The 21420-nt window shown below is 69.3% G+C and carries 19 protein-coding genes and 1 pseudogene; 9 read left to right on the forward strand and 11 right to left on the reverse strand.

Features of this window, described 5'->3' with window-relative positions; genetic code table 11:
- Window positions 1-19: 19 nt before the first annotated feature.
- The 5 genes from OO62_RS10250 to dnaA form a co-directional block, all read right to left on the reverse strand.
- Window positions 20-553, reverse strand: coding sequence for a DciA family protein (locus tag OO62_RS10250; RefSeq protein ID WP_033266994.1), 534 nt, complete (start codon window positions 551-553; stop codon window positions 20-22).
- Window positions 550-1683 carry a DNA replication/repair protein RecF gene (recF, locus tag OO62_RS10255; RefSeq protein WP_033266995.1) on the reverse strand — a complete coding sequence of 378 codons (1134 nt, stop codon included), beginning with the start codon at window positions 1681-1683 and terminating at the stop codon, window positions 550-552. Before recF ends, OO62_RS10250 begins: the two co-directional genes overlap by 4 nt.
- 55 nt (window positions 1684-1738) lie before the next feature.
- Entirely contained in the window at window positions 1739-2617 is an 879-nt protein-coding gene (gnd, locus tag OO62_RS10260; protein WP_033266996.1) for a phosphogluconate dehydrogenase (NAD(+)-dependent, decarboxylating), read from the reverse strand.
- Window positions 2618-2769: 152 nt separating this feature from the next.
- Complete coding sequence (gene dnaN / locus OO62_RS10265) at window positions 2770-3900, reverse strand: DNA polymerase III subunit beta (protein WP_033266997.1); 1131 nt, start codon at window positions 3898-3900, stop codon at window positions 2770-2772.
- 977 nt (window positions 3901-4877) lie between these two features.
- Complete coding sequence (gene dnaA / locus OO62_RS10270; protein ID WP_078617100.1) at window positions 4878-6803, reverse strand: chromosomal replication initiator protein DnaA; 1926 nt, start codon at window positions 6801-6803, stop codon at window positions 4878-4880.
- Window positions 6804-7180: 377 nt separating this feature from the next.
- On the opposite strand from dnaA, the gene rpmH reads away from it, so the two are divergent.
- The 9 genes and pseudogenes from rpmH to OO62_RS10315 all read left to right on the forward strand — a co-directional run bounded on the left by rpmH (window position 7181) and on the right by OO62_RS10315 (window position 14052).
- The gene (rpmH, locus tag OO62_RS10275; RefSeq protein ID WP_003949374.1) at window positions 7181-7318 is read left to right on the forward strand and encodes a 50S ribosomal protein L34; all 138 of its coding nucleotides are present in this window, start codon (window positions 7181-7183) and stop codon (window positions 7316-7318) included.
- Between the two features lie 23 nt (window positions 7319-7341).
- Window positions 7342-7710 (forward strand): annotated as a pseudogene (gene rnpA, locus OO62_RS10280) (ribonuclease P protein component); the annotation flags it as partial.
- 86 nt (window positions 7711-7796) lie between these two features.
- Complete coding sequence (yidD, locus tag OO62_RS10285) at window positions 7797-8114, forward strand: membrane protein insertion efficiency factor YidD (protein ID WP_033266999.1); 318 nt, start codon at window positions 7797-7799, stop codon at window positions 8112-8114.
- 3 nt (window positions 8115-8117) lie between these two features.
- Window positions 8118-9275 carry a membrane protein insertase YidC gene (gene yidC / locus OO62_RS10290; RefSeq protein WP_033267000.1) on the forward strand — a complete coding sequence of 386 codons (1158 nt, stop codon included), beginning with the start codon at window positions 8118-8120 and terminating at the stop codon, window positions 9273-9275.
- Window positions 9276-9289: 14 nt separating this feature from the next.
- Window positions 9290-9796 carry a Jag family protein gene (locus OO62_RS10295; protein ID WP_033267001.1) on the forward strand — a complete coding sequence of 169 codons (507 nt, stop codon included), beginning with the start codon at window positions 9290-9292 and terminating at the stop codon, window positions 9794-9796.
- 138 nt (window positions 9797-9934) lie between these two features.
- Window positions 9935-10660: a 16S rRNA (guanine(527)-N(7))-methyltransferase RsmG gene (gene rsmG, locus OO62_RS10300; protein WP_033267002.1), complete on the forward strand. Its 726-nt coding sequence runs from the start codon at window positions 9935-9937 to the stop codon at window positions 10658-10660.
- A 301-nt stretch (window positions 10661-10961) separates the two neighbouring features.
- Entirely contained in the window at window positions 10962-12032 is a 1071-nt protein-coding gene (locus tag OO62_RS10305; protein ID WP_077192937.1) for an AAA family ATPase, read from the forward strand.
- On the forward strand, window positions 12029-13126 hold the full coding sequence (locus tag OO62_RS10310; RefSeq protein ID WP_078617101.1) for a ParB/RepB/Spo0J family partition protein: 1098 nt from the start codon (window positions 12029-12031) through the stop codon (window positions 13124-13126). The genes OO62_RS10305 and OO62_RS10310 overlap by 4 nt, the downstream gene beginning before the upstream one ends.
- Window positions 13127-13434: 308 nt before the next feature.
- Window positions 13435-14052: a GNAT family N-acetyltransferase gene (locus OO62_RS10315; protein WP_033267005.1), complete on the forward strand. Its 618-nt coding sequence runs from the start codon at window positions 13435-13437 to the stop codon at window positions 14050-14052.
- 82 nt (window positions 14053-14134) lie between these two features.
- Here OO62_RS10315 and trxA read toward each other — a convergent pair whose 3' ends face one another.
- From trxA to murJ, 6 genes are all read right to left on the reverse strand, one after another.
- A complete protein-coding gene (gene trxA / locus OO62_RS10320) occupies window positions 14135-14461 on the reverse strand; it encodes a thioredoxin (protein WP_033267006.1) in 327 nt (108 codons plus the stop codon).
- A 47-nt stretch (window positions 14462-14508) separates the two neighbouring features.
- Window positions 14509-15483 carry a thioredoxin-disulfide reductase gene (trxB, locus tag OO62_RS10325; RefSeq protein ID WP_033267007.1) on the reverse strand — a complete coding sequence of 325 codons (975 nt, stop codon included), beginning with the start codon at window positions 15481-15483 and terminating at the stop codon, window positions 14509-14511.
- Between the two features lie 114 nt (window positions 15484-15597).
- Entirely contained in the window at window positions 15598-16536 is a 939-nt protein-coding gene (locus OO62_RS10330) for an anti-sigma factor (RefSeq protein WP_033267008.1), read from the reverse strand.
- Window positions 16533-17228, reverse strand: a complete 696-nt coding sequence (gene sigM / locus OO62_RS10335; RefSeq protein ID WP_033267009.1) for an RNA polymerase sigma factor SigM — start codon at window positions 17226-17228, stop codon at window positions 16533-16535. The genes OO62_RS10330 and sigM overlap by 4 nt, the downstream gene beginning before the upstream one ends.
- Window positions 17229-17365: 137 nt before the next feature.
- Window positions 17366-19087, reverse strand: a complete 1722-nt coding sequence (locus tag OO62_RS10340; protein ID WP_033267010.1) for a protein kinase family protein — start codon at window positions 19085-19087, stop codon at window positions 17366-17368.
- Between the two features lie 107 nt (window positions 19088-19194).
- The gene (gene murJ, locus OO62_RS10345) at window positions 19195-21402 is read right to left on the reverse strand and encodes a murein biosynthesis integral membrane protein MurJ (RefSeq protein WP_033267011.1); all 2208 of its coding nucleotides are present in this window, start codon (window positions 21400-21402) and stop codon (window positions 19195-19197) included.
- Window positions 21403-21420 lie beyond the last annotated feature (18 nt).

Raw genomic sequence — 21420 nt, forward strand, 5'->3', positions numbered from 1 at the left:
GTTTACGGCTGCCCGGGGCCTACCCGTAGGTGTCGCCGGGGCCCTTGCTGCCGGGCGCCCGCAGCGCCCCGTACCTGCGTGCGGGACCCCCCGGACCCAGCACCTTGATCAGCTTCACGGTGCCGTGGCCGAGGTCCTCGTTGAGGCGGGCCACCAGCGTCGGGGCCAGCAGCCGCAGCTGGGTCGCCCACGCCGTCGAATCGCACTGCACCGTCAGCACCCGGGCGTCCTCGTCGTACCGCTGCGGCTCGCAGTGCTGCGCCACCTCGGGTCCGACCAGCTGCGGCCAGCGCCCCATCACCCCGCCGACCGCGGCCGGGGTCTCCCAGCCGCGCTCGGTGATCAGCCGGTTGATCGCGGCACCGAGCGGCAGCGGATCGCGGCCGTCCGCCCGCGCGCCGGAGCGCAGGCCCCCGCGCCGGGCCTGCTTCTTCTGCTGGGCGGCCGCGCCCCGCGCACGCGCCTGCTCCTTGGCGGCCACCAACGCCTGCCGGGCCAGGTCCACACCGGACAGCTCCGGGGTCCTGGGCCGCTCGGACTGCTCCTCGCTCACGAGGTCACCTTCTCCACGGCGCCGTCGGCGACCGCATAGCGCGCCCCGACCAGCACACCGGGCACATCGTCGTCCACCGCCGCGGTCACCAGCACCTGCTCACCCGGCGCCACCAGCTCCGCCAGCCGCTCCCGGCGGCGCGCGTCCAGCTCGGCGAAGACGTCGTCCAGGACGAGCACCGGCTCGTTGCCCTCGGCGCGCAGCAGGTCGTACGAGGCCAGGCGCAGCGCCAGCGCGTACGACCAGGACTCGCCGTGGCTGGCGTACCCCTTGGCCGGCAGCTGCCCCAGCTTGAGGAGCAGATCGTCGCGGTGCGGGCCGACGAGCGTGACCCCGCGTTCGATCTCCTGTTTGCGGGCCTCACCGAGCGCCGTCAGCAGGACGCCGTACAGCTCCTCGCGGGTCGACGCGGCCGGCGCCTCACCCGCCGAGCCGCGGTAGTCCAGCGCCAGCGGCCCGCCGCCCGGCGCCAGCTGCTCGTACGCCTTGTCCGCGAGCGGCTGCAGCGCGGCGATCAGATCGAGGCGCTGGGCCAGCAACTCGGCGCCCGCGCGGGCCAGATGCTGGTCCCAGACGTCGAGGGTGGACAGGTCCATCTGCCGGCCGCCGTGCCGGCGCGCCAGCGCTGCCGTCTTCAACAGGGTGTTCCGCTGCTTGAGGACGCGGTCGTAGTCCGCGCGCACCCCGGCCATCCGCGGCGAGCGCGCGGTGATCAGCTCGTCCAGGAACCGCCGGCGCTCACCAGGGTCGCCCTTGACCAGCGCCAGGTCCTCCGGCGCGAACAGCACCGTCCGTACGATCCCGAGCACATCGCGCGGTCTGACCTGCGAGGACCTGTTGATACGGGCGCGGTTGGCCTTGCCGGGGTTCAGCTCCAGCTCGATCAGCTGCTGCCGCTCGCCCTGGACGACCGCGGCCCGGACGACCGCCCGCTCGGCGCCCATCCGCACCAGCGGGGCGTCCGAGGAGACGCGGTGGCTGCCGAGGGTGGCCAGATAGCCCACCGCCTCGACCAGATTCGTCTTGCCCTGTCCGTTGGGGCCCACGAAAGCCGTGACGCCCGGGTCGAGCGGGACCTCGACCCGGGCGTACGAGCGGAAGTCGGCGAGTGACAGATGCGATACGTGCATGGCGGTGCGCCGACCTCCCCCGGCTGCTTCCTTACTGGTACTGCTGTTGCTGCTGTTACTTCTTGGTCTCGACCGCGTGCCCGCCGAACTGGTTGCGCAGCGCGGCGATCATCTTCATCTGCGGGGAGTCCTCCTGACGGGAGGCGAAGCGGGCGAAGAGCGAGGCCGTGATCGCGGGCAGCGGCACGGCGTTGTCGATGGCGGCCTCCACCGTCCACCGGCCCTCGCCGGAGTCCTCCGCGTAGCCGCGCAGCTTCCCCAGGTGCTCGTCGTCGTCCAGCGCGTTGACCGCGAGGTCGAGCAGCCAGGAACGGATGACCGTGCCCTCCTGCCAGGAGCGGAAGACCTCACGCACGTCCGTGACGGAGTCGACGGCCTCCAGCAGCTCCCAGCCCTCGGCGAACGCCTGCATCATCGCGTACTCGATGCCGTTGTGGACCATCTTCGCGAAGTGGCCGGCGCCGACCTTGCCGGCGTGCACGGAGCCGAACTCGCCCTCCGGCTTGAGGGCGTCGAAGATCGGCTGCACCTTGGCGACGTGCTCGGCCTGGCCGCCGTACATCAGCGCATAGCCGTTCTCCAGGCCCCAGACACCACCGGAGACACCGCAGTCGACGAAGCCGATGCCCTTGATGCCCAGCTCCACGGCGTGCTTCTCGTCGTCCGTCCAGCGGGAGTTGCCGCCGTCGACGACGATGTCGCCCGGCGAGAGCAGCCCGGCCAGCTCGTCGATCGTGGCCTGGGTGGCGGCGCCGGCCGGCACCATGACCCAGATCACCCGCGGGCCCTTGAGCTTGTCCACAAGCTCCTGGAGGCTGTTGACATCCGCCAGGTCCGGGTTGCGGTCGTATCCGATGACGGTGTGGCCGGCGCGGCGAATGCGCTCGCGCATGTTGCCGCCCATCTTGCCGAGACCGACGAGGCCGAGCTCCATCAGAGACCCTCTTTGCACGTAGTCGTTGCTGTTGTACCCGCGTCCGAGCCTACGCCCGCAGGTCCGTGCACAGCTGTGGGCTCAGCCGCTCATCAGGGCCCTTCAGCCAGTCGCCGCAAGGGTCCCGAGGAGCGGCCGGCCGCTCGGCACGGTCAGCCCGACAGCCGCACGGGCATGATCAGGTACTTGTACGCGTCATCGGCCTCGGCGTCCTTGGCCGGACGGCCGCTCAGCAGCGCCGGCTTGGTGGAGGTCGTGAAGGACAGCTGCGCCACCGGGGAGTCGATGGCCGACAGGCCCTCCAGCAGGAAGCCGGGGTTGAAGGCGATCGAGATGTCGTCGCCGTCCAGGTCGGCGTCGACCCTCTCCACAGCCTGTGCATCGTCGCTGGAGCCGGCCTCCAGGATCAGCACGCCCTGCTCGAAGCTCAGCCGGACCGGGGTGTTCCGCTCGGCCACCAGCGCCACACGCTTGACGGCCTCGACGAACGGGGCGGTCTCGATCACGGCGACCGAGTTGAACTCGGTCGGGAAGAGCGTGCGGTACTTCGGGAGGTCGCCCTCCAGCAGACGCGTGGTCGTCCGGCGGCCGGCGCCCTCGAAACCGATCAGGCCCTCGCCCTGGCCGGAGCCGGAGAGCGCGAGGGTGACGGTGTCACCGCTGCTCAGGGACTTGGCGGTGTCCAGCAGCGTCTTGGCGGGGACCAGCGCGACCGCGGAGGCGTCGGGGCTCTCGGGCTTCCACAGGAACTCGCGCACGGCGAAGCGGTAGCGGTCGGTGGAGGCCAGCGTGACCGTGTCGCCCTCGATCTCGATCCGTACGCCGGTGAGCACCGGGAGGGTGTCGTCACGGCCGGCGGCGATGGCCACCTGGGCGGCGGCCGCGGCGAAGACCTCACCGGGGACGGTGCCGGTGGCGGTGGGCATCGTGGGCAGGGACGGGTACTCCTCCACAGGAAGGGTGTGGAGGGTGAACCGCGAGGAGCCGCAGACGACGGTGACGCGTACACCGTCGGTGGAAATCTCCACCGGGCGGTTGGGGAGCGCACGGCAGATGTCGGCGAGCAGCCGGCCGGAGACGAGGACCGTGCCCTCTTCCTCGACCTCGGCCTCCACCGAGACGCGTGCGGAGACCTCGTAGTCGAAGCCGGAGAGGCTCAGTGCGCCGTCCTCGGCCTTCAGCAGCAGGCCCGCGAGGACGGGCACCGGCGGACGGGCCGGGAGGCTCTTGGCCGCCCAGGCCACTGCCTCCGCGAGTACATCGCGCTCCACCCGGATCTTCACCGGAAACCGCCTCCTGCTGTTGCTGGCTCTCGCCCTGCTGGCCTTCGTCGTCGGCTGAGTTGCCGGAGACCAGTCTGACGCACGCCACCGACACTCGGTGCGGCTCGGGGTCAAGTCGGCTCGACCGGTCCGGGACGCTCGGCGGCCAAGTTGTGCACAGGCCCCGTTTCCGAGCGAGTTCCCCGGTAGATATCCGTGGTCGTAGTAGTAGGGCCTGTGGAAACCGTGGACAACTGCTTCTTCGCAGGTCAGCGCGGATTTTTTGTCCACTGCCCCTGTGGGCGACGCCCGTGGATAAGCCGGCGGTTCTGTGGACCGCCCAAAGTTCTGCACACCCGATGCACAGGGGAGGGGTACTTCTCCCCAGTGCCATCCCCAGCTTTACCCACGTTCCCCACAGCCCAACCACTCACCTTCATGTGACGGCTTTCACTCGGGCCGGTGAGTGAGGGTGTTGCGTTGCCGAACAGTGGACAGCGGTGTGGAGAAGCCGGAGATCGCTGGGGACAACGGCGGCTCACCTGTGGGCGGACGGTGGACAAGTCATCCACGCCCCTGTGGACGAAAACTTTGTCCACAGCCTGTGGAGAGTGGTTGGCCACAAATCCACACCCGGCTGACCTCCCCCGATGCCCCGTCAGTACACCAGCCTGTGGATCCCACAGGGATAACTTTCCTCTCCCCAGGGTGTGGACGGAAGAATCTTGCCCAATCTGTGGAGAGAGGCCGTGACCAGGCCCGGAATCGAACACCGCCGGCGTACTCCACAGGCTCGGGACGGGCTCGACAGCGGGCGACGGGCGGCTCGCGGGCCGTGCGGGACCCTGTTCGCGGGCCGTACGGGACGCTCTCCCCGGGCTTCCTGACGGCGCTCCCCCACGCCCCTCGCAGGGCCGCGGTACGAAGAAGGGCGCTCCGGGAACGGGTCCCGGAGCGCCCTGGGCGCGCCTGACGGCGGGCTGCCGGCCTCGGCGGCCTCAGCCGTTCTTGATGCGGTTGGTCAGCTCGGTGACCTGGTTGTAGATCGAGCGCCGCTCGGCCATCAGCGCGCGGATCTTGCGGTCCGCGTGCATCACGGTCGTGTGGTCCCGCCCGCCGAACTGCGCGCCGATCTTCGGCAGCGAGAGATCGGTCAGCTCGCGGCACAGATACATGGCGATCTGCCGGGCGGTCACCAGCACCCGGCTGCGCGACGAGCCGCACAGATCGTCGATGGTCAGCCCGAAGTAGTCGGCGGTGGACGCCATGATCGCGGTGGCGGTGATCTCCGGTGCGGCGTCCTCACCCCCGGGGATCAGGTCCTTCAGCACGATCTCGGTCAGCCCCAGGTCCACCGGCTGCCGGTTGAGCGAGGCGAACGCGGTGACCCGGATGAGCGCGCCCTCCAGCTCGCGGATGTTCCGCGAGATCCGGGACGCGATGAACTCCAGCACCTCCGGGGGCGCGTTCAGCTGCTCCTGCACCGCCTTCTTGCGGAGGATCGCGATCCGGGTCTCCAGCTCGGGCGGCTGGACGTCGGTGATCAGGCCCCACTCGAAGCGGTTGCGGAGCCGGTCCTCCAGGGTGACCAGCTGCTTGGGTGGCCGGTCACTGGAGAGCACGATCTGCTTGTTGGCGTTGTGCAGCGTATTGAAGGTGTGGAAGAACTCCTCCTGCGTCGACTCCTTGCTCGCCAGGAACTGGATGTCGTCGACCAGCAGGATGTCCATGTCGCGGTAGCGCTTGCGGAACGCGTCCGCCTTGCCGTCGCGGATGGAGTTGATGAACTCGTTGGTGAACTCCTCCGAGCTCACGTACCGCACCCGGGTGCCCGGGTAGAGGCTGCGCGCGTAGTGCCCGATCGCGTGCAGCAGGTGGGTCTTGCCGAGGCCCGACTCCCCGTAGATGAACAGCGGGTTGTACGCCTTGGCGGGCGCCTCGGCGACGGCGACCGCAGCGGCGTGCGCGAAGCGGTTCGAGGCACCGATGACGAAGGTGTCGAAGAGGTACTTCGGGTTCAGCCGCGCGGTCGGCTCACCGGGGCCGGTCGCCGGCGCGGGCTGCGCGGCCAGCGGGCCGGGCGCACCGCTCGGCGCGGGAAGGGCGGCGCCGGGGCCGGAGCGGCCGTTGTGCCCGCCGGGCTGGTGGTCGGCCAGATCGCGACGCTGCTGGTCGTAGGGCGGGCGGCCGCCGTCGGAGTGCTGCGGCCGCCCGCCGCGGTCGTGGCCCTGGGCGCGGTAGTCGCCCTGCGGCTGCTGGTGCTGCGGCCGTGAGCCGTACGGCTCCCGCCACTGGTCCGCGGAGGTGTCGCGGTCGGGGAAGCCGCCGAGGTGCTGCTGTTGCCAGCCGTAGTCCTCGCGCGGGCCCGGGCCGCCGGCCATCGTGCCGGAGTGCTGCGGCCAGGAGCCGGGCTCGTGCCGGGGCTGCTGATAGTCGGGGTAGGCGGGCCGGACGCCGGGCAGGTCGTCGCCCTGGTGCCCATAGCCCTGCCGGGACTCCCGCCGCGGGTCGTAGTCGTACGCGTCGTGTTGCTGCGACGACTGGTGCGACTGCTGATGATGCGGGGGCTGCTGGCTCTGGTGCTGTGATGTCTGGTGCTGCTGCGGCGCCTGGTGCTGCTGCGCGGGCGCTGCCGGCGTCGCGGGCTCCTCGGAGGAGTCGTCGACGGTGATCGCGATCCGGATCGGGCGGCCGCACTCATGACTGAGGGCCTCCCCGATCAGCGGTGCCAGCCGGCCCTCGAGCACGCCCTTGGCGAATTCATTGGGGACGGCGAGCAGCGCGGTGTCGGCGACCAGCGCCAGCGGCTGGGTGCGCTTGAGCCAGTCCTGGTCCTTGGGCTTGATGCCGTCGGCATCCGCACGCAGGAGATGGTCGAGCACGCGCGGCCACACTGCGGCAAGATCGGCAGGTACATCAGCCACAGGGCACGCTCTCTCACAGTCCCACGAATGTGTGATTCTCGGGACGGGCGGGAAGGAATCGGAGTTCAGCCACGGTAGTCAGGGCGGGCCTGGGGATTCAAGTTGTTGTCCACAGGCTGTGCATAGTGTGTCCTGACAAGGGTGCGCTCGTGGCTCCGAGAAGCCGGTTTGACCGGATGGCGTAGCCGCGCGTACCGTGACCAGGTCGAGTTGTCGATGGCTGCTGCCGCCTGCCTCCGATGGGCAAAGATCGCGCTCCGGTGATCGTGAAGCGGTGCACTTAGGCGTTGCGAGTTACTCGTGGGCGCACGGTGACAGCCAACGACGCCCCACATCTGTCTCAACCATGAGACATCAAGCATTCCTGGAGCCCCCGAGTGAGCAAGCGCACCTTCCAGCCGAACAACCGCCGCCGCGCGAAGACCCACGGCTTCCGTCTGCGCATGCGGACCCGTGCCGGCCGCGCGATCCTCGCGTCCCGCCGTGGCAAGGGTCGCGCCCGTCTGTCGGCCTGAGCAGCCTGACCTAGGTCCATGACGTGCTGCCTACCGAAAATCGGCTGAGGCGGCGCGAGGACTTTGCGACCGCGGTACGCCGGGGACGCAGGGCCGGGCGCCCGCTCCTTGTCGTTCATTGTCGTAGCGGTGCAACGGACCCGCACGCGTCGGGGGAATGCGTTCCCCCGACGCGTGCGGGTTTCGTCGTGAGCAAGGCCGTCGGCAACGCGGTTGTGCGCAACAGGGTCAAGCGAAGGCTCCGGCATCTCCTGCGCGAACGGCTGGACCGGCTGCCCGCCGGTAGCCTGGTTGTCGTACGGGCCCTGCCCGGCGCGGGTGACGCGGCTCATGACGAGCTGGCCCGCGACCTGGACGCCGCGTTGGCGCGGCTGCCGGGAGGGGTGCCGAGAGGCTGCAATCCCGCGGGGGCCGCAACCGACAGCGGCCGCGCCGCGGGCTCCCGGAACCCCGGCCGGGACCCGGGAGGGAGCGCACAGTGAAGTACCCGCTGCTGCTTTTGATCAAGATCTATCAGTGGACCATCAGTCCCTTGCTGGGACCGGTCTGCAAGTACTACCCGTCGTGCTCGCACTATGGCTTCACGGCCATCGACCGGCACGGCGCGGTGAAAGGGACTGCGCTGACTGCCTGGCGCATCCTGCGCTGCAATCCGTGGTCGCTCGGTGGGGTCGACCACGTCCCTCCCCGGAAGCGTCCGGTTTGGCATCAGCGGCTGAGGAGCCGTTTGGGCGGGCCCACCGTCCCTGAGCCTGTCGCCCAGCCCGAGACTCAGCCCAACGCCCAAGGAGCCTGATTCGTGGACACGATCCTCGGTCCCCTCTATACCGCTGTTTCCTGGATCATCGTCCAGTTCCACTCGTTCTACAGCTTGATCTTCAACCCGAACAGTGGCGCGGCGTGGGGTCTGTCCATCGTCTCGCTGGTGGTGCTGATCCGTATCTGCCTGATCCCGCTCTTCGTGAAGCAGATCAAGTCGACGCGGAACATGCAGGCGCTCCAGCCGAAGATGAAGGCGATCCAGGAGCGCTACAAGAGCGACAAGCAGCGCCAGTCCGAAGAGATGATGAAGCTCTACAAGGAGACGGGTACCAACCCGCTCTCGAGCTGTCTCCCGATTCTGGCCCAGTCGCCGTTCTTCATCTCGCTGTACCAGGTCCTCAGCCACATCGCGCAGGGCAAAACGGTCGGCGTCATCGACGAGACGCTGCTGCAGAGCGCGCAGAAGGCGCACATCTTCGGCGCGCCGCTGGCCGCGAAGTTCATGGACAGCGCGGCGAAGATCGAGAGCCTCGGCGCCTCGGTCACCAACGTCCGCGTGGTCACGATCATCATGATCGTCCTGATGTCGGCGTCGCAGTTCTACACGCAGCGCCAGCTGATGACCAAGAACGTCGACCTCACGGTGAAGACGCCGTTCATGCAGCAGCAGAAGATGCTGATGTACGTCTTCCCGCTCATGTTCGCCGTCTTCGGCATCAACTTCCCCGTCGGTGTTCTCGTCTACTGGCTGACCACCAACGTGTGGACCATGGGCCAGCAGATGTTCGTCATCCGTCGTAACCCGACCCCGGGCAGCAAGGCATTCGCGGAGCGCCAGGAGCGGCTGCGGGCCGCGGGCAAGCTCGTCGAGGACCCGGCCGTCGTCGAGGCGAAGCAGGCCGCCGAGGAGGCGCGCCAGAACCGCCAGCAGCCCAAGCGTCAGACCAAGGCCAAGCGGCAGACCGGCGGTGCCCCGGCGGCCGGCGGTGCGCAGAACCGTACGCGTGCCGGATCGTCGGCACACGACACGGACGCCGACTCGGCGGGCTCCGGCCAGGGCGGCACGAAGAAGCAGTCGCTGGAGAAGAAGGACGCGCAGGAGGGCAAGGGGAAGGGCGGCGCCTCCGGGTCCCGTACCGCCAAGTCCGGACAGCGCAAGGGCCAGCAGCGTCCCAAGCACCCGTCGAAGAAGTAAGAAGGAGTCCTTTCGTGACGGACACGACCCCTGCCGCCGAGGGCACCGACACCCTGACCCGCCTGGAGCAGGAAGGCGAGATCGCGGCCGACTACCTCGAGGGTCTGCTGGACATCGCCGACCTCGACGGTGACATCGACATGGACGTCGAGGCCGACCGCGCCGCCGTGTCGATCATCAGCGACTCGACCAGCCGCGATCTGCAGAAGCTGGTGGGCCGCGACGGTGAGGTGCTGGAGGCGCTGCAGGAGCTGACCCGGCTGGCCGTGCACCGGGAGACCGGTGACCGCAGCCGTCTGATGCTGGACATCGCCGGCTTCCGGGCGCGTAAGCGCGAGCAGCTCACGGAGATCGGTGCCAAGGCGGCCGAGGAGGCCAAGGGCACCGGCCAGCCGGTGAAGCTCGATCCGATGACGCCGTTCGAGCGCAAGGTCGTCCATGACGCGGTGGCGGCCGCCGGCCTGCGGAGCGAGTCCGAGGGTGAGGAGCCGCAGCGTCGCGTGGTCGTCCTCCCGGCCTGATCGCACGGCGTTCCCGTTTTTCTTTGGCCCCGTCTGCTCGCAGGCGGGGCCAAAAGTTGTCAGCGTTCTGTGTTATCCCGGGTGGTCAAGGCCCGGGGATCCCGGCAGGAAAAGCAGTCCAGAGGAAGGGCGGTTCCCGTGACGGAGGAAGCAGCGGAGCTCCCTCCCGCGCCGAAGGCGGCGCAGGAGGTATTCGGCGAGCGCTTTCCGGAGGCCGTGCGGTACGGCGAACTGCTCGCCGACGCGGGGGTGAGGCGAGGGCTGATCGGCCCGCGTGAGGTCCCGCGGCTGTGGGAGCGGCACCTGCTGAACTGTGCGGTGCTCTCCGAGGTGGTGCCCGAGGGCGTCTCGGTGTGCGACGTGGGTTCGGGGGCCGGGCTGCCCGGTATCCCGCTGGCGCTGGTACGGCCGGACCTCAAGATCACGCTGCTGGAGCCGCTGCTGCGGCGGACGACCTTCCTGCAGGAGGTCGTCGAGCTGCTCGGACTCGACCATGTGACGGTCGTCCGGGGCCGGGCCGAAGAGGTCATGGGCAAGCTTCCGCAGGTGCATGTGGTGACCGCCCGCGCCGTCGCTCCACTCGACCGACTGGCCGGCTGGGGTGTTCCGCTGCTGCGTCCGTACGGCGAGATGCTGGCGCTCAAGGGTGATGCGGCGGAGGAGGAGCTCAAGGGCGCCCGGGCGGCGCTGAGCAAGCTCGGCGTGGTCGAGACCTCGGTGGTGCATGTGGGCGAGGGCATCGTGGATCCGCCGTCGACCGTGGTGCGGGTCGAGGTGGGGGAGAGCCCGGGCGGCGTGCGCTTCGCGGCCAAGCGGGCGAAGGCGGCGCGTGTCAGCCGGGTATCGAGGGGCCGCCGGCGTTGATTGCTCCCTGCCGGAGCAAGCCCGGCAGGGAGCGTTGGAATCTTCCCTTCCTCGAAAAGAGGCAGAGGAAATTCCGTAAATGCCATCAAAACGGCACAAGACGGAGTGTCGCGGCCCATTCGGGCTCGGCGCTGGCATCGTGTTTCACGTGAAACGTCGTTCTCTGCTGCAAGGGATCATCGACCGTGGTCGTGCGGCCGCCGCGCCGCGCGACCGTAAGCCCACAAGGGTCACGGAAGTATCCACAGATGTGGATTCGTCCACAGGAGAACGGACCTCACTGGTTCACGACGCCGAAAGCATGGCAGGCTCTGAACATTGCGAGCCTGATGTCGAGGAGAGTGAATCCTTGCGGTCCGACGCCAACATCGCGGGACCGATGACCGATCCGGTCCCCGGTCCCCGTAGCGAGTCGTTCGGGGACGACGTTTCACGTGAAACGCCGCCCCCGATGGACGACACCCCGATCGGTCGTGCAGCTCAGCTGGCGGTGGAGGCATTTGGCCGCGCAGGTGAGGGGCTTCCCCGGCCTGAACAGACCCGGGTGATGGTGGTGGCCAACCAGAAGGGCGGGGTCGGTAAGACGACGACCACCGTGAACCTGGCGGCCTCGCTGGCCCTGCACGGGGCACGGGTTCTGGTGATTGACCTCGACCCTCAGGGCAACGCATCGACGGCCTTGGGTATCGACCACCATGCCGAAGTGCCGTCGATCTATGACGTCCTGGTGGACAGCAGGCCACTCTCCGACGTGGTGCAGCCGGTCGTGGACGTGGAGGGGCTGTTCTGTGCGCCCGCCACGATCGACCTGGCAGGCGCCGAGATCGAGCTGGTCTCGCTGGTGGCACGCGAGAGCCGGCTGGACCGGGCCATCAAGGCGTACGAACAGCCGCTGGACTACATCTTCATCGACTGCCCGCCCTCGCTGGGCCTGCTGACCGTCAATGCGTTGGTCGCGGGAGCCGAGGTGCTGATCCCCATCCAGTGCGAGTACTACGCACTTGAGGGACTGGGCCAGCTGCTCCGGAACGTGGATCTGGTGCGTGGGCATCTCAACCCCAAGCTCCATGTCTCGACGATCCTGCTCACCATGTACGACGGGCGTACCCGGCTGGCCTCCCAGGTCGCCGACGAGGTCCGCAGTCACTTCGGGCACGAGGTACTCCGTACGAGCATTCCGCGTTCGGTGCGCATTTCCGAGGCACCCAGCTATGGGCAGACAGTGCTCACCTATGACCCGGGATCAAGCGGCTCGCTCTCCTATCTCGAGGCGGCCCGAGAGATCGCGTTGCGTGGAGTTCCGCAAACCGGGGGCCAGGGCCTCAGCGTCAACTATGAAGCACAGCACAGCATCTCGGAGGGGAATCAGTGAGCGAACGACGTAGAGGGCTGGGCCGTGGGCTCGGTGCGCTGATCCCCGCGGCGCCGCAGAGCACGGACCATGGACCTTCGGTGGGACAGGGGGCGACCTCACCGTCGTCCGTACCCGTCTTGGCCCCGGAACGCGGAGTGGCGGCCGCCAAGGTGACGTCGCTGCCGGGATACGGTGTTTCACGTGAAACGGAAGCCGCGGCCGGGGACGGGGCATCGGCAGCGGCTCTGACGCAGGTGGCCGGTGCACACTTCGCCGAGGTGCCGCTGGAGGCCATCAAGCCGAACCCGCGCCAGCCGCGCACCGTCTTCGACGAGGACGCCCTTGCCGAGTTGGTCACCTCCATCAAGGAGGTGGGCCTGCTCCAGCCGGTGGTGGTCCGTCAGACGGGCCCGGAGGCTTACGAGCTCATCATGGGCGAGCGCCGCTGGCGGGCGTCCCGTGAAGCGGGGCTGGAGAAGATCCCCGCCATCGTCCGGGAAACCGAGGACGAGAAGCTGCTTCTCGACGCGCTCCTGGAGAACCTCCACCGAGCACAGCTCAACCCGCTGGAAGAGGCTGCCGCCTACGACCAGTTGCTGAAGGACTTCAAGTGCACGCATGACGAGCTGGCGGACCGGATCGGCCGTTCGCGGCCGCAGGTCTCCAACACGCTGCGTCTGCTGAATCTCTCGCCCTCGGTGCAGAACCGCCTCGCGGCAGGGGTGCTCTCCGCGGGCCACGCCCGTGCACTGCTCTCCGTGGAGGACTCCGAGGAGCAGGACCACCTGGCACGCCGCATCGTGGCGGAGGGACTGTCGGTGCGCACGGTCGAGGAGATCGTGAAGCTGATGGCCTCGGAGCCCAAGAGCTCGAGCAAGGCCAAGGGGCCCCGCGCGGGCGCCCGGGTCTCTCCCGCGCTGACCGGACTTGCCTCTCGGCTGTCCGATCGCTTCGAGACCCGGGTGAAGGTCGACCTGGGGCAGAAGAAGGGAAAGATCGTGGTCGAGTTCGCCTCGATGGACGATCTGGAGCGGATCCTCGGCACGCTGGCCCCCGGTGAGGGGCCCGTCCTGGGGCAGACGCTGGCCGACGAGAAGAACGCAGACGAGTGAGCTGACGGCGCCGGCTTCAGGGCGGGCCGTGTTCCGGAGTCCATACCGGAACACGGCCCGCCCTTTGCTCTCTAGCGGTACCCGTGCCCGTAAAGGGTGGATACGATGCGTTCGGGTATGGCACGCATCCACGTGGAGACACCTCACACCGAGGAGAGGGCCATGCAATCGGTGAGCCGCATCGGACTGCTGGCGGCGGGGTTCGGCCTCGCGGCCGTCGGAGGATTCGTCGGTGGTCTGCTCAGGGAGCAGACGGCGCTGGCGGGGTTCCGTGGTGTGGCAGGCGAGAGAAGTGAGGACCTGGTTCCATGGGCCGTCGGCTCGTACCGCTCACGCTGGACAACCTTCCGGATCTCCCCAAGCGCTGCCGCTCCTGCGTCTTCTGGGAGCTCGACCCCGTCAGCGGCGAGGCCGCAGTAAAAGCGGGGCGGCCCGAACTGGAGAAGGAAGCCTGGATCTCGGCGGTACTTCTGGAGTGGGGGTCCTGCGGGCGGGTCGTCTATGTCGACGAGGTGCCGGTGGGCTTCGTGATGTACGCCCCGCCGGCCTATGTGCCGCGCTCCACAGCCTTTCCCACCAGTCCGGTGTCCGCGGATGCGGTGCAGCTGCTGACCGCATGGTTGATTCCCGGATACCAGGGGCAGGGGCTGGGCCGGGTGATGGTCCAGACGGTCGCCAAGGACCTCATCCAGCGGGGCTTCAAGGCCATCGAGGCATTCGGTGATGCCCGCTGGACCGAGCCGGCGTGCGTGCTGCCGGCGGATCATCTCCTCGCGGTGGGCTTCAAGACCGTACGGCCCCACCCGCGCTTTCCGCGCCTGCGCCTGGAGTTGCGGACCACGATGTCCTGGAAGGAAGACGTCGAGCTGGCGTTGGACCGTCTGCTGGGAGCCGTCCAGAAGGAGCCCGCGCTGCGGCCGCTGTGAGGCAGACCGTTTCACGTGAAACATGCAACGGGCCCGTCCCCCTCAAGGGACGGGCCCGTTTCACGTGAAACAAGTGCAGAACTCAGGCGAGGAAGTCCGCCAGGTCGCGCTCGATCGCGCCCTTCGGCTTGGCGCCGACGATGGTCTTCACGACCTCGCCGCCCTGGTAGACGTTCATGGTCGGGATCGACATGACGCCGTACTTGGCGGTGGTCGCCGGGTTCTCGTCGGTGTTCAGCTTGGCGATGACGATCTCGTCATGCTCGGCGGCAATGGCCTCCAGGGACGGGGCGACCTGGCGGCACGGGCCGCACCAGGTGGCCCAGAAGTCCACGAGGACGGGCTTGTCGCTCTTGAGGACGACCTCTTCGAAGTTGTCGTCCGTGACGGTCACCGTGGCGCCGGCCATGGCAGTCTCCTTAATGGGTGGGTGGTGATGAAGCGGGGGTGCGCAGGTCAGACGGAGGCGATCTTCTCGGGCTCGGCGGCCACCTCACCGTCCTGCTGCGCGGCGAGGAACCGCTCGGCGTCGAGGGCGGCGGAGCAGCCCGTGCCGGCCGCGGTGATCGCCTGGCGGTAGGTGTGGTCGACCACATCGCCGGCGGCGAAGACACCCGACAGGTTCGTACGCGTGCTGGGCGCGTCGACCTTGAGGTAGCCATCGTCGTCAAGCTTCAGCTGGCCCTTGAACAGCTCGGTCCGCGGGTCGTGGCCGATCGCGATGAACAGGCCCGTCACGGGGAGCTCGGCGGTCTCGCCGGTCTTGACGTTGCGCAGCGTCAGGCCCGCGAGCTTGTTCTCGCCGTGGATCTCGGCGACCTCGCTGTCCCAGATGAACTTGATCTTCGGGTCGGCGAAGGCGCGCTCCTGCATGGCCTTGCTGGCACGCAGCGTGTCGCGGCGGTGGACGACCGTGACCGACTTGGCGAAGCGGGAGAGGAAGGTGGCCTCCTCCAGCGCGGTGTCGCCGCCGCCGATGACGGCGATGTCCTGGTCCTTGAAGAAGAACCCGTCACAGGTGGCGCACCAGGAGACGCCGCGGCCGGACAGCTCGTCCTCACGGGGCAGGCCGAGCTTGCGGTGCTGGGAGCCGGTGCTGACGATGACGGACTTCGCGCGGTGCACAGTGCCCGCAGAATCGGTGACGGTCTTGATCTCCTGGGAGAGATCCACCGCGATGACGTCGTCCGGCACAAGCTCGGCGCCGAAGCGCTCCGCCTGGGCGCGCATGTTGTCCATGAGGTCCGGCCCCATGATGCCCTCGCGGAATCCGGGGAAGTTCTCCACGTCGGTGGTGTTCATCAGCGCGCCTCCGGCGGTGACGGCACCTTCGAAGACCAGCGGCTTCAGGGACGCGCGGGCGGTGTAGAGCGCTGCGGTGTAGCCCGCGGGCCCGGAGCCGATGATGATCACGTTGCGGACGTCGCTCACGGGTGTCTTCCTTGTCTCTGCCGACTGCTTGCTGGGGCTCTCGGAACTCTCACCCCACCCAACGGATCCTACGGGGCAAGCATTCCCGGAGTGTCACAGCGCACTACCCGTCGTTCAGTCTCGCGGGTACGAGTGCGACAGCAGTACCTTTCCGGGACTCGGCGGCGTGGCGGAGACACATGAGGAAGCGACCACATAGGCCGAGACGCGCTGTGCATTCGCAGGATCCGGCAGCACGACGAGGTAGGCGTCCTTGCCCTGATAGCGGGTGTGGCTGGAGGCAAGCGGCGCTTCCGGGCGCCCGACGCCCAGGCGGACACACGACGGAATGGTGTCGGCGGAGCCTCGTAGCGGCGTCTCGGGGGAGCTGCGGGCACCGATGCCCGGCGACTTGTGCGGGCTTTTCGGCTTCGAGGCGAGCAGGGCCTGGACATGTGAGCCGAGGCTCGCGGCGGTCAGCCCGCCCGGCCCCCCTGTGGCCTTCTCTGCGGTGGCCGTGGGCCGGTTCGGATGGTCTGCCTGGGTGCCGTCCAGGGCGACGTTCTGGATGAGGAGACCGCCGAAGCTGAGGACCGCCGCGGCGGCCGCGGTGCCCAGCAGAACACGGGGCCAGCGCCGCGCGCGGGAGGAGCGGCCGCTCGGCGTCCGGCGGCCCGGACCGGTAGCGCCCCGCGGCCGCCCGGCGGGTCGGGTGGCCGGGGCCGGGGCGCTGGGAGCCTCGATGTCGGTTTCACGTGAAACACGGACCGGGGCGGTGACCGTTTCACGTGAAACAGCCACCCCGGCCCCTGCGGTGGTGCGGTCCAGCAGCGCCTCAGCCGCGAGTGCGGCATCGATGCGCCCGGCGACATCGGCCGGCATCCGTGTCGGGCCCGGCAGCGTGCCGAGAAGGCCCCGGATCTCTTCCAGGGAGGCGTAGACGTCGTCGCACAGCGCGCAGGTGGCGAGATGGCCGCGCAGGTCCGCCGTGCGGGAGGGGGAGAGCAGTCCATCCGTGAGGTCGGAGATCTCGGAGACCTCCGGGTGCTCATCCGTGCCGGTCGTCGACGTCACGCTCGCCCACCTCCGCCCTTCACGGCACCTGTGTCGTTGGGTCCTGCCGTCGGTGGGACGGATGTCCCCTGCGCCCGGTTCCTTCCCCGGCTTGTGGGTTTGCTACCCCCGCCGTCAGCGCGCAGATGGGTGACCAACGGAAGGAGCCGGGCACGGCCTCGTGCGCAGCGGCTTTTCACCGTTCCGGTCGGGATGTCGAGGATCTCGGCGGCCTCCGCCACGGGGTAGCCCTGCATATCGACGAGGACCAGCGCGGCACGCTGCTCCTCGGGCAGGGTGCGCAGGGCGCGGAACAGCTCGCGGTGGAGGTCTTCGCGCTCGGCGGGTGCCTCGGCCGATTCCTCGGGCTCGAGGAGCTGCTCCAGCCGCTCCGTTTCGGCGACCGGTGAGGTGCGCCGGGAGGCGGCCTTGCGAGCCCGGTCCAGGCAGGCGTTGACCGTGATGCGGTGCAGCCAGGTCGTCACGGCGGACTGGCCGCGGAAGGTGTGGGCGGCGCGATAGGCGGAGACCAGCGCATCCTGCACGGCGTCGGCGGCTTCCTCGCGGTCACCCAGGGTGCGCAATGCCACGGCCCAGAGCCGGTCGCGGTGCCGCCGGACGATCTCCCCGAAAGCATCGGGGTCGCCCTTTACATGCAGCGCAAGGAGATCGGCGTCGGTTGGTATCGAAGCCTTGTCGCTGTCGGTGGACACGGGCCCCCCGGCCGTAGCTGCCTGATCTCGGTCCCATTGAAGCCCGCCAGGTCAGGAAAGTAAATGCGGGGCTTCGGCCAGATATCCGGCCGGAGCCCCGCTCACTGTCCGCGACAGCGGTTGCTGTCACCGCCTGGTCAGTTGGCGAACGTCACCTCTGTCACACCCTGCTTGTATCCGGAATCGCTGAACTCGTCACCTGGCGCGTAGGGCATCGCGGTGATCCACGCGACGACGTAGCGGGCCTTCGCCGGCTGCTTCAGCTTCACCTTCGCGCTCGATCCCGAGGACTGGCCCGAACCGAGCTTCCGCATCGAGCTCAGCGGCTCGGACGGCGACAGCGAATCAGCCGCGTACAGCGTCACCGTGGTGTGATCACCGATGTAGTGCAACCCGATCGACGCGCTGCTTATCTGCTGCTTCGCACCGAGGTCGAAGACGAGGCCGACGCCCTGCTTGAAGGCCGGATTCAGGTCCGGGCCCTCGCGGTAGCTCTTGCTGCGCCAGTACGTGCCGGCATCCCCGTCGTGGCTGAGCCGCGCCTGATCCGGGTGCTGCGGCTGGCCGTCCGGGTAGTACTCCGCAGCATCCGCGATCTGGATCGGCTTGCCGGCCGGCTTCTTGTCCGTGCCGCTGCTGGTCTGCGAGTTCCCCGGGTCGTCCTGGTCCTTCTCCCGCTTCAGCAGCGTGTCCGCCAGCTGCCAGCTGCCCAGCCCCAGTGCGGCGATGAGCAGCGCGGAAACGGACCACTTCAGCGCCCGGCCGGTACGGCTCTGCAGCGGCGGCGGAGGCGTGGCAACCGGCTGCGTGGCCAGGCCGGACGGCCGGCTGTGCGTCGCCGGCTGCCGGTAGCTGCCCTGCTGGTAGCCCGTGCGCTGGTACGGCGGCGGGGTGCTGAACGCGGACTCCGGAGGGCGGATGCGCGGCATGGCCGCGACTGCCTTGGACAGTTCCTCCGGGGTGGTGCAGGGCTGCTCCTGACGGGATGCCGTGGCGCCGTCGTTGATCAGCGCGCGCATCGCGAGCTCGGACAGCCCACGGTGGACGCCGGCCCGCACCTGGTCGGGAGCGATCAGCCCGACGCCCTTGGGCAGGCCGGTCAGACCGTGGGCGTCGTTCTCGTAGGGCCAGCGCTGGGTCAGCGCGGCGTACAGCAGCGCCCCGATCGCCTCGGTGTCCGTGCGCTGCGGGTGCTCGCAGGTGATGCCACGCAGCGCCGCCATGACGGCCAGACCGCGGATGCGGTACTGCCCGGATTCCGTGCGCAGCACCGAGCCGGGGGTGATCCGCAGATGGGCCAGGCCCTCGCGGTGTGCGGCGGCCATGGCCTGGGAGACCTGGCTGACGAGCTGGTAGGCGTCGTGCGGTTCGAGCGGGCCGTTGGCGAGCACGGTGGTCAGCTCGGTGGCGTCCGGCAACCACTCGTGGACGACGTAGACGAGGTCGTTCTCCTCGACGGCGTCGAGGACCTGGACGAACCGGGGGTCGCCGAGCAGCGCCGAGGACCGGGCGGCGGAAAGCACCGGCCGGGCCCGCGGGTGGTCGGCGGGCAGGATGTGCACGCCCACGGCCCGGCGCAGCTTTTCGTCGACCGCACGCCAGCTGCTGAAGCCGTCCAGACGGGTGACGCACTCTTCGAGGCGGTAGCGTCTGGCGAGCTTGTGGCCGCTGTGCAGTTCCGGTGGCTGGGCCTCGGTCGCCTCGGCACGCTGCTCCTCGGCGCGTGCGGCGTCCTTTTCCCCGCCGGATACCTTCTCGGCCTTAGCACCGTCGTCCGTGGCCTTGCCCGCCTTGGCGGTCAGCGGTTCCTCACCGCTCGTGTCGGCCACGTCGACGGCAGCCGTGCTCCGTTCCGCCACCGTCGTTCCTGCCTCCCCATCCGTTGCAGGCTCAATGAGCCAAGACAATTGTGCCCACAGTCCGCCACTATGCACGACACACGGTGGCAGTCGATGGTTGTGCTCAATCAACGCCCAAGCTTTGACCGGACCATGCCGACCAGGGCGTTCATTTCCTCGATGCGCATTTTGCGTGCCGCCAGGTAGAACACGGCCAGCAGTGCGGCGGAACCGGCGACCAGGGCGGCCAGCGACCCGACGAAACCGCTGCCGAGCATCTGCATGATGGCGTACACCACGGCTCCGGAGACGATCGTGGCCGGGATGCTGGCACCGGCCAGCCGTGCGTAGGTCCGCACGACGTGAGCGGTGTCGAGATCCCCGTCCATGCGCTTGCCCAGGCGCCGCCAGGCCACGCCCACGCCGATGATGTAGGCCAGGCCGTAGGAGGCCGCCATGCCGACGACGGCCCAGCGCGCCGGCAGGATCAGGAAGCAGAGGCCGGAGGCCGCGGCGTTGACGGCCGCGACGATCACCGTGTTGTAGAAGGGGGTGCGGGTGTCCTCGTACGCGTAGAAGGCGCGCAGGACGACGTACTGCACCGAGAACGGGATCAGGCCGATGCCGAAGCCCATGAGCATGTAGCCCATCGGGATCCCGGCGCCGGAGGAGCCGTAGACCAGCGTGCACAGCGGGATGCCGAGGGAGAGGAAGCCGAACGAGATCGGGACGATCGCGACGGCGGAGGTGCGCAGGCCCTGCGACATGTCGTCCCGGACCGCCCCGGTGTCACCGTCGTGGGCGGAGCGCGCCAGCCGTGGCAGCAGGGCCGCCATCACGGAGACCGTGATGATCGCCTGCGGCATGTTCCAGATCAGCTGGGCGCTGGCGTAGGAGATGAAGCCGGTGCCGGGGTGCCCCTGCCGGTCGGCGGTTTTGCCGGCCCAGGTGGAGAGCTGGGTGACGACCAGGACGCCGGCCTGGTTGGCGAGGACGAACAGCACCGTCCACTTGGCCAGCTTGGCGGCCTTGCCCAGACCGTGGCCGCGCCAGTCGAAGCGCAGCCGGAGCTTGAAGTCGGCGTCGCGCAGGTACGGGATCATCGCCAGCGCCTGGACGACCAGCCCGAGCAGCGTGCCGATGCCCAGCAGCCGGATGCCCTCGTCGGGGATGGTGGTGACGCCGATGTGCGAGGTCTTCGCCGTGCCGTAGACCCAGATGAACAGGCCGAAGGTGGCGATCATGACGATGTTGTTGAGGACCGGGGTCCACATCATCGCGCCGAAGCGGCCGCGGGCGTTGAGGATCTGCCCCATCACCACGTGCAGACCCATGAAGAAGATCGTGGGGACGCAGTAGCGGGTGAAGGCGACGGCGACCTCGTTGGCCGCCGGGTCCCGTGAGATGTCGAACGAGACGAGCTTCACCAGGAGGGGCGCGGCGAACACCGCCAGCACCGTCAGCACGCCGAGGACCACGATGACCAGCGTCAGCAGCCGGTTGGCGTACGCCTCGCCGCCGTCGTCGTCCTCCTTCATGGCCCGCACGAGCTGCGGGACGAACACGGAGTTCAGACCGCCGCCGATGGTCAGGATGAAGATCATCGTCGGGAGCTGGTAGGCGACCTGCCAGGAGTCACCGAGCACCGCGCCGCCGAGCGCCGCGACGATCAGCGCGGAGCGGATGAAACCCGTGAGACGGGAGACCATCGTGCCCGCGGCCATCACCGCACTGGACTTGAGCAGGCCGGAGGCGCGGCCCCCGGAGGGCTTGCCGGCCGCCGCCACGGGGGCGGGCTCCGGCGCCGGCTGCGGCGGTACGACCTCCGGGCCGGGCGCCGTACCGGGCACGGCGGCACCGACGGACGGACCGACCGGGGCCGGGCGCTGGGAGTCGTAGGGCTGCTGGTCGCGGTAGAGGTGCGCGAAGGCGTCAGCTTCCGGGTGCCCGTCCCCGGACTGGTTCCTCAGCTCGTCGACGCCCACCAGCTGCGTCGTCGGGGTGTCCTCGCCGTACGGGGCATTGCGGGCCGGACCCTGCGGGCCGCGCGGCGGAGCCGAGGCCCACAGCTGTGGGTCGGGTGCCTGCCGGCCGGCGGCGGGCTGCTGGTACTGCGGGGGCGCGGCGTGCCCCGGGGGCGGCTGCGCGGCGCGGTCGTAGAGCGCCTCGGTCACCGGATCCTGGGCCGTCGGGTCCTGCGCGCGGTGCGGGTCGTGGCGGTAGGCGTCCTGCAGATAGGGGTCCTGATCCGCTGGGAACTGGGGCGTCGCAGGGACCGGCCCCGTGGGGTCGCCATTGGCGCCCCGGCCCCGGTCACCGTCGTACGGCGCATTCATCGCTGCCCCACCTCATCC

Source organism: Streptomyces lydicus (assembly GCF_000717345.1).
GTDB classification, from domain to species: Bacteria; Actinomycetota; Actinomycetes; order Streptomycetales; family Streptomycetaceae; genus Streptomyces; species Streptomyces lydicus.

Coding starts and splice junctions, on each gene's coding strand:
- recF (WP_033266995.1), bottom strand. CDS start 1,683: ATGCACGTATCGCATCTGTCACTCGCCGACTTCCGCTCGTACGCCCGG.
- gnd (WP_033266996.1), bottom strand. CDS start 2,617: ATGGAGCTCGGCCTCGTCGGTCTCGGCAAGATGGGCGGCAACATGCGC.
- OO62_RS10305 (WP_077192937.1), top strand. CDS start 10,962: ATGGCAGGCTCTGAACATTGCGAGCCTGATGTCGAGGAGAGTGAATCC.
- OO62_RS10315 (WP_033267005.1), top strand. CDS start 13,435: ATGGGCCGTCGGCTCGTACCGCTCACGCTGGACAACCTTCCGGATCTC.
- trxA (WP_033267006.1), bottom strand. CDS start 14,461: ATGGCCGGCGCCACGGTGACCGTCACGGACGACAACTTCGAAGAGGTC.
- murJ (WP_033267011.1), bottom strand. CDS start 21,402: ATGAATGCGCCGTACGACGGTGACCGGGGCCGGGGCGCCAATGGCGAC.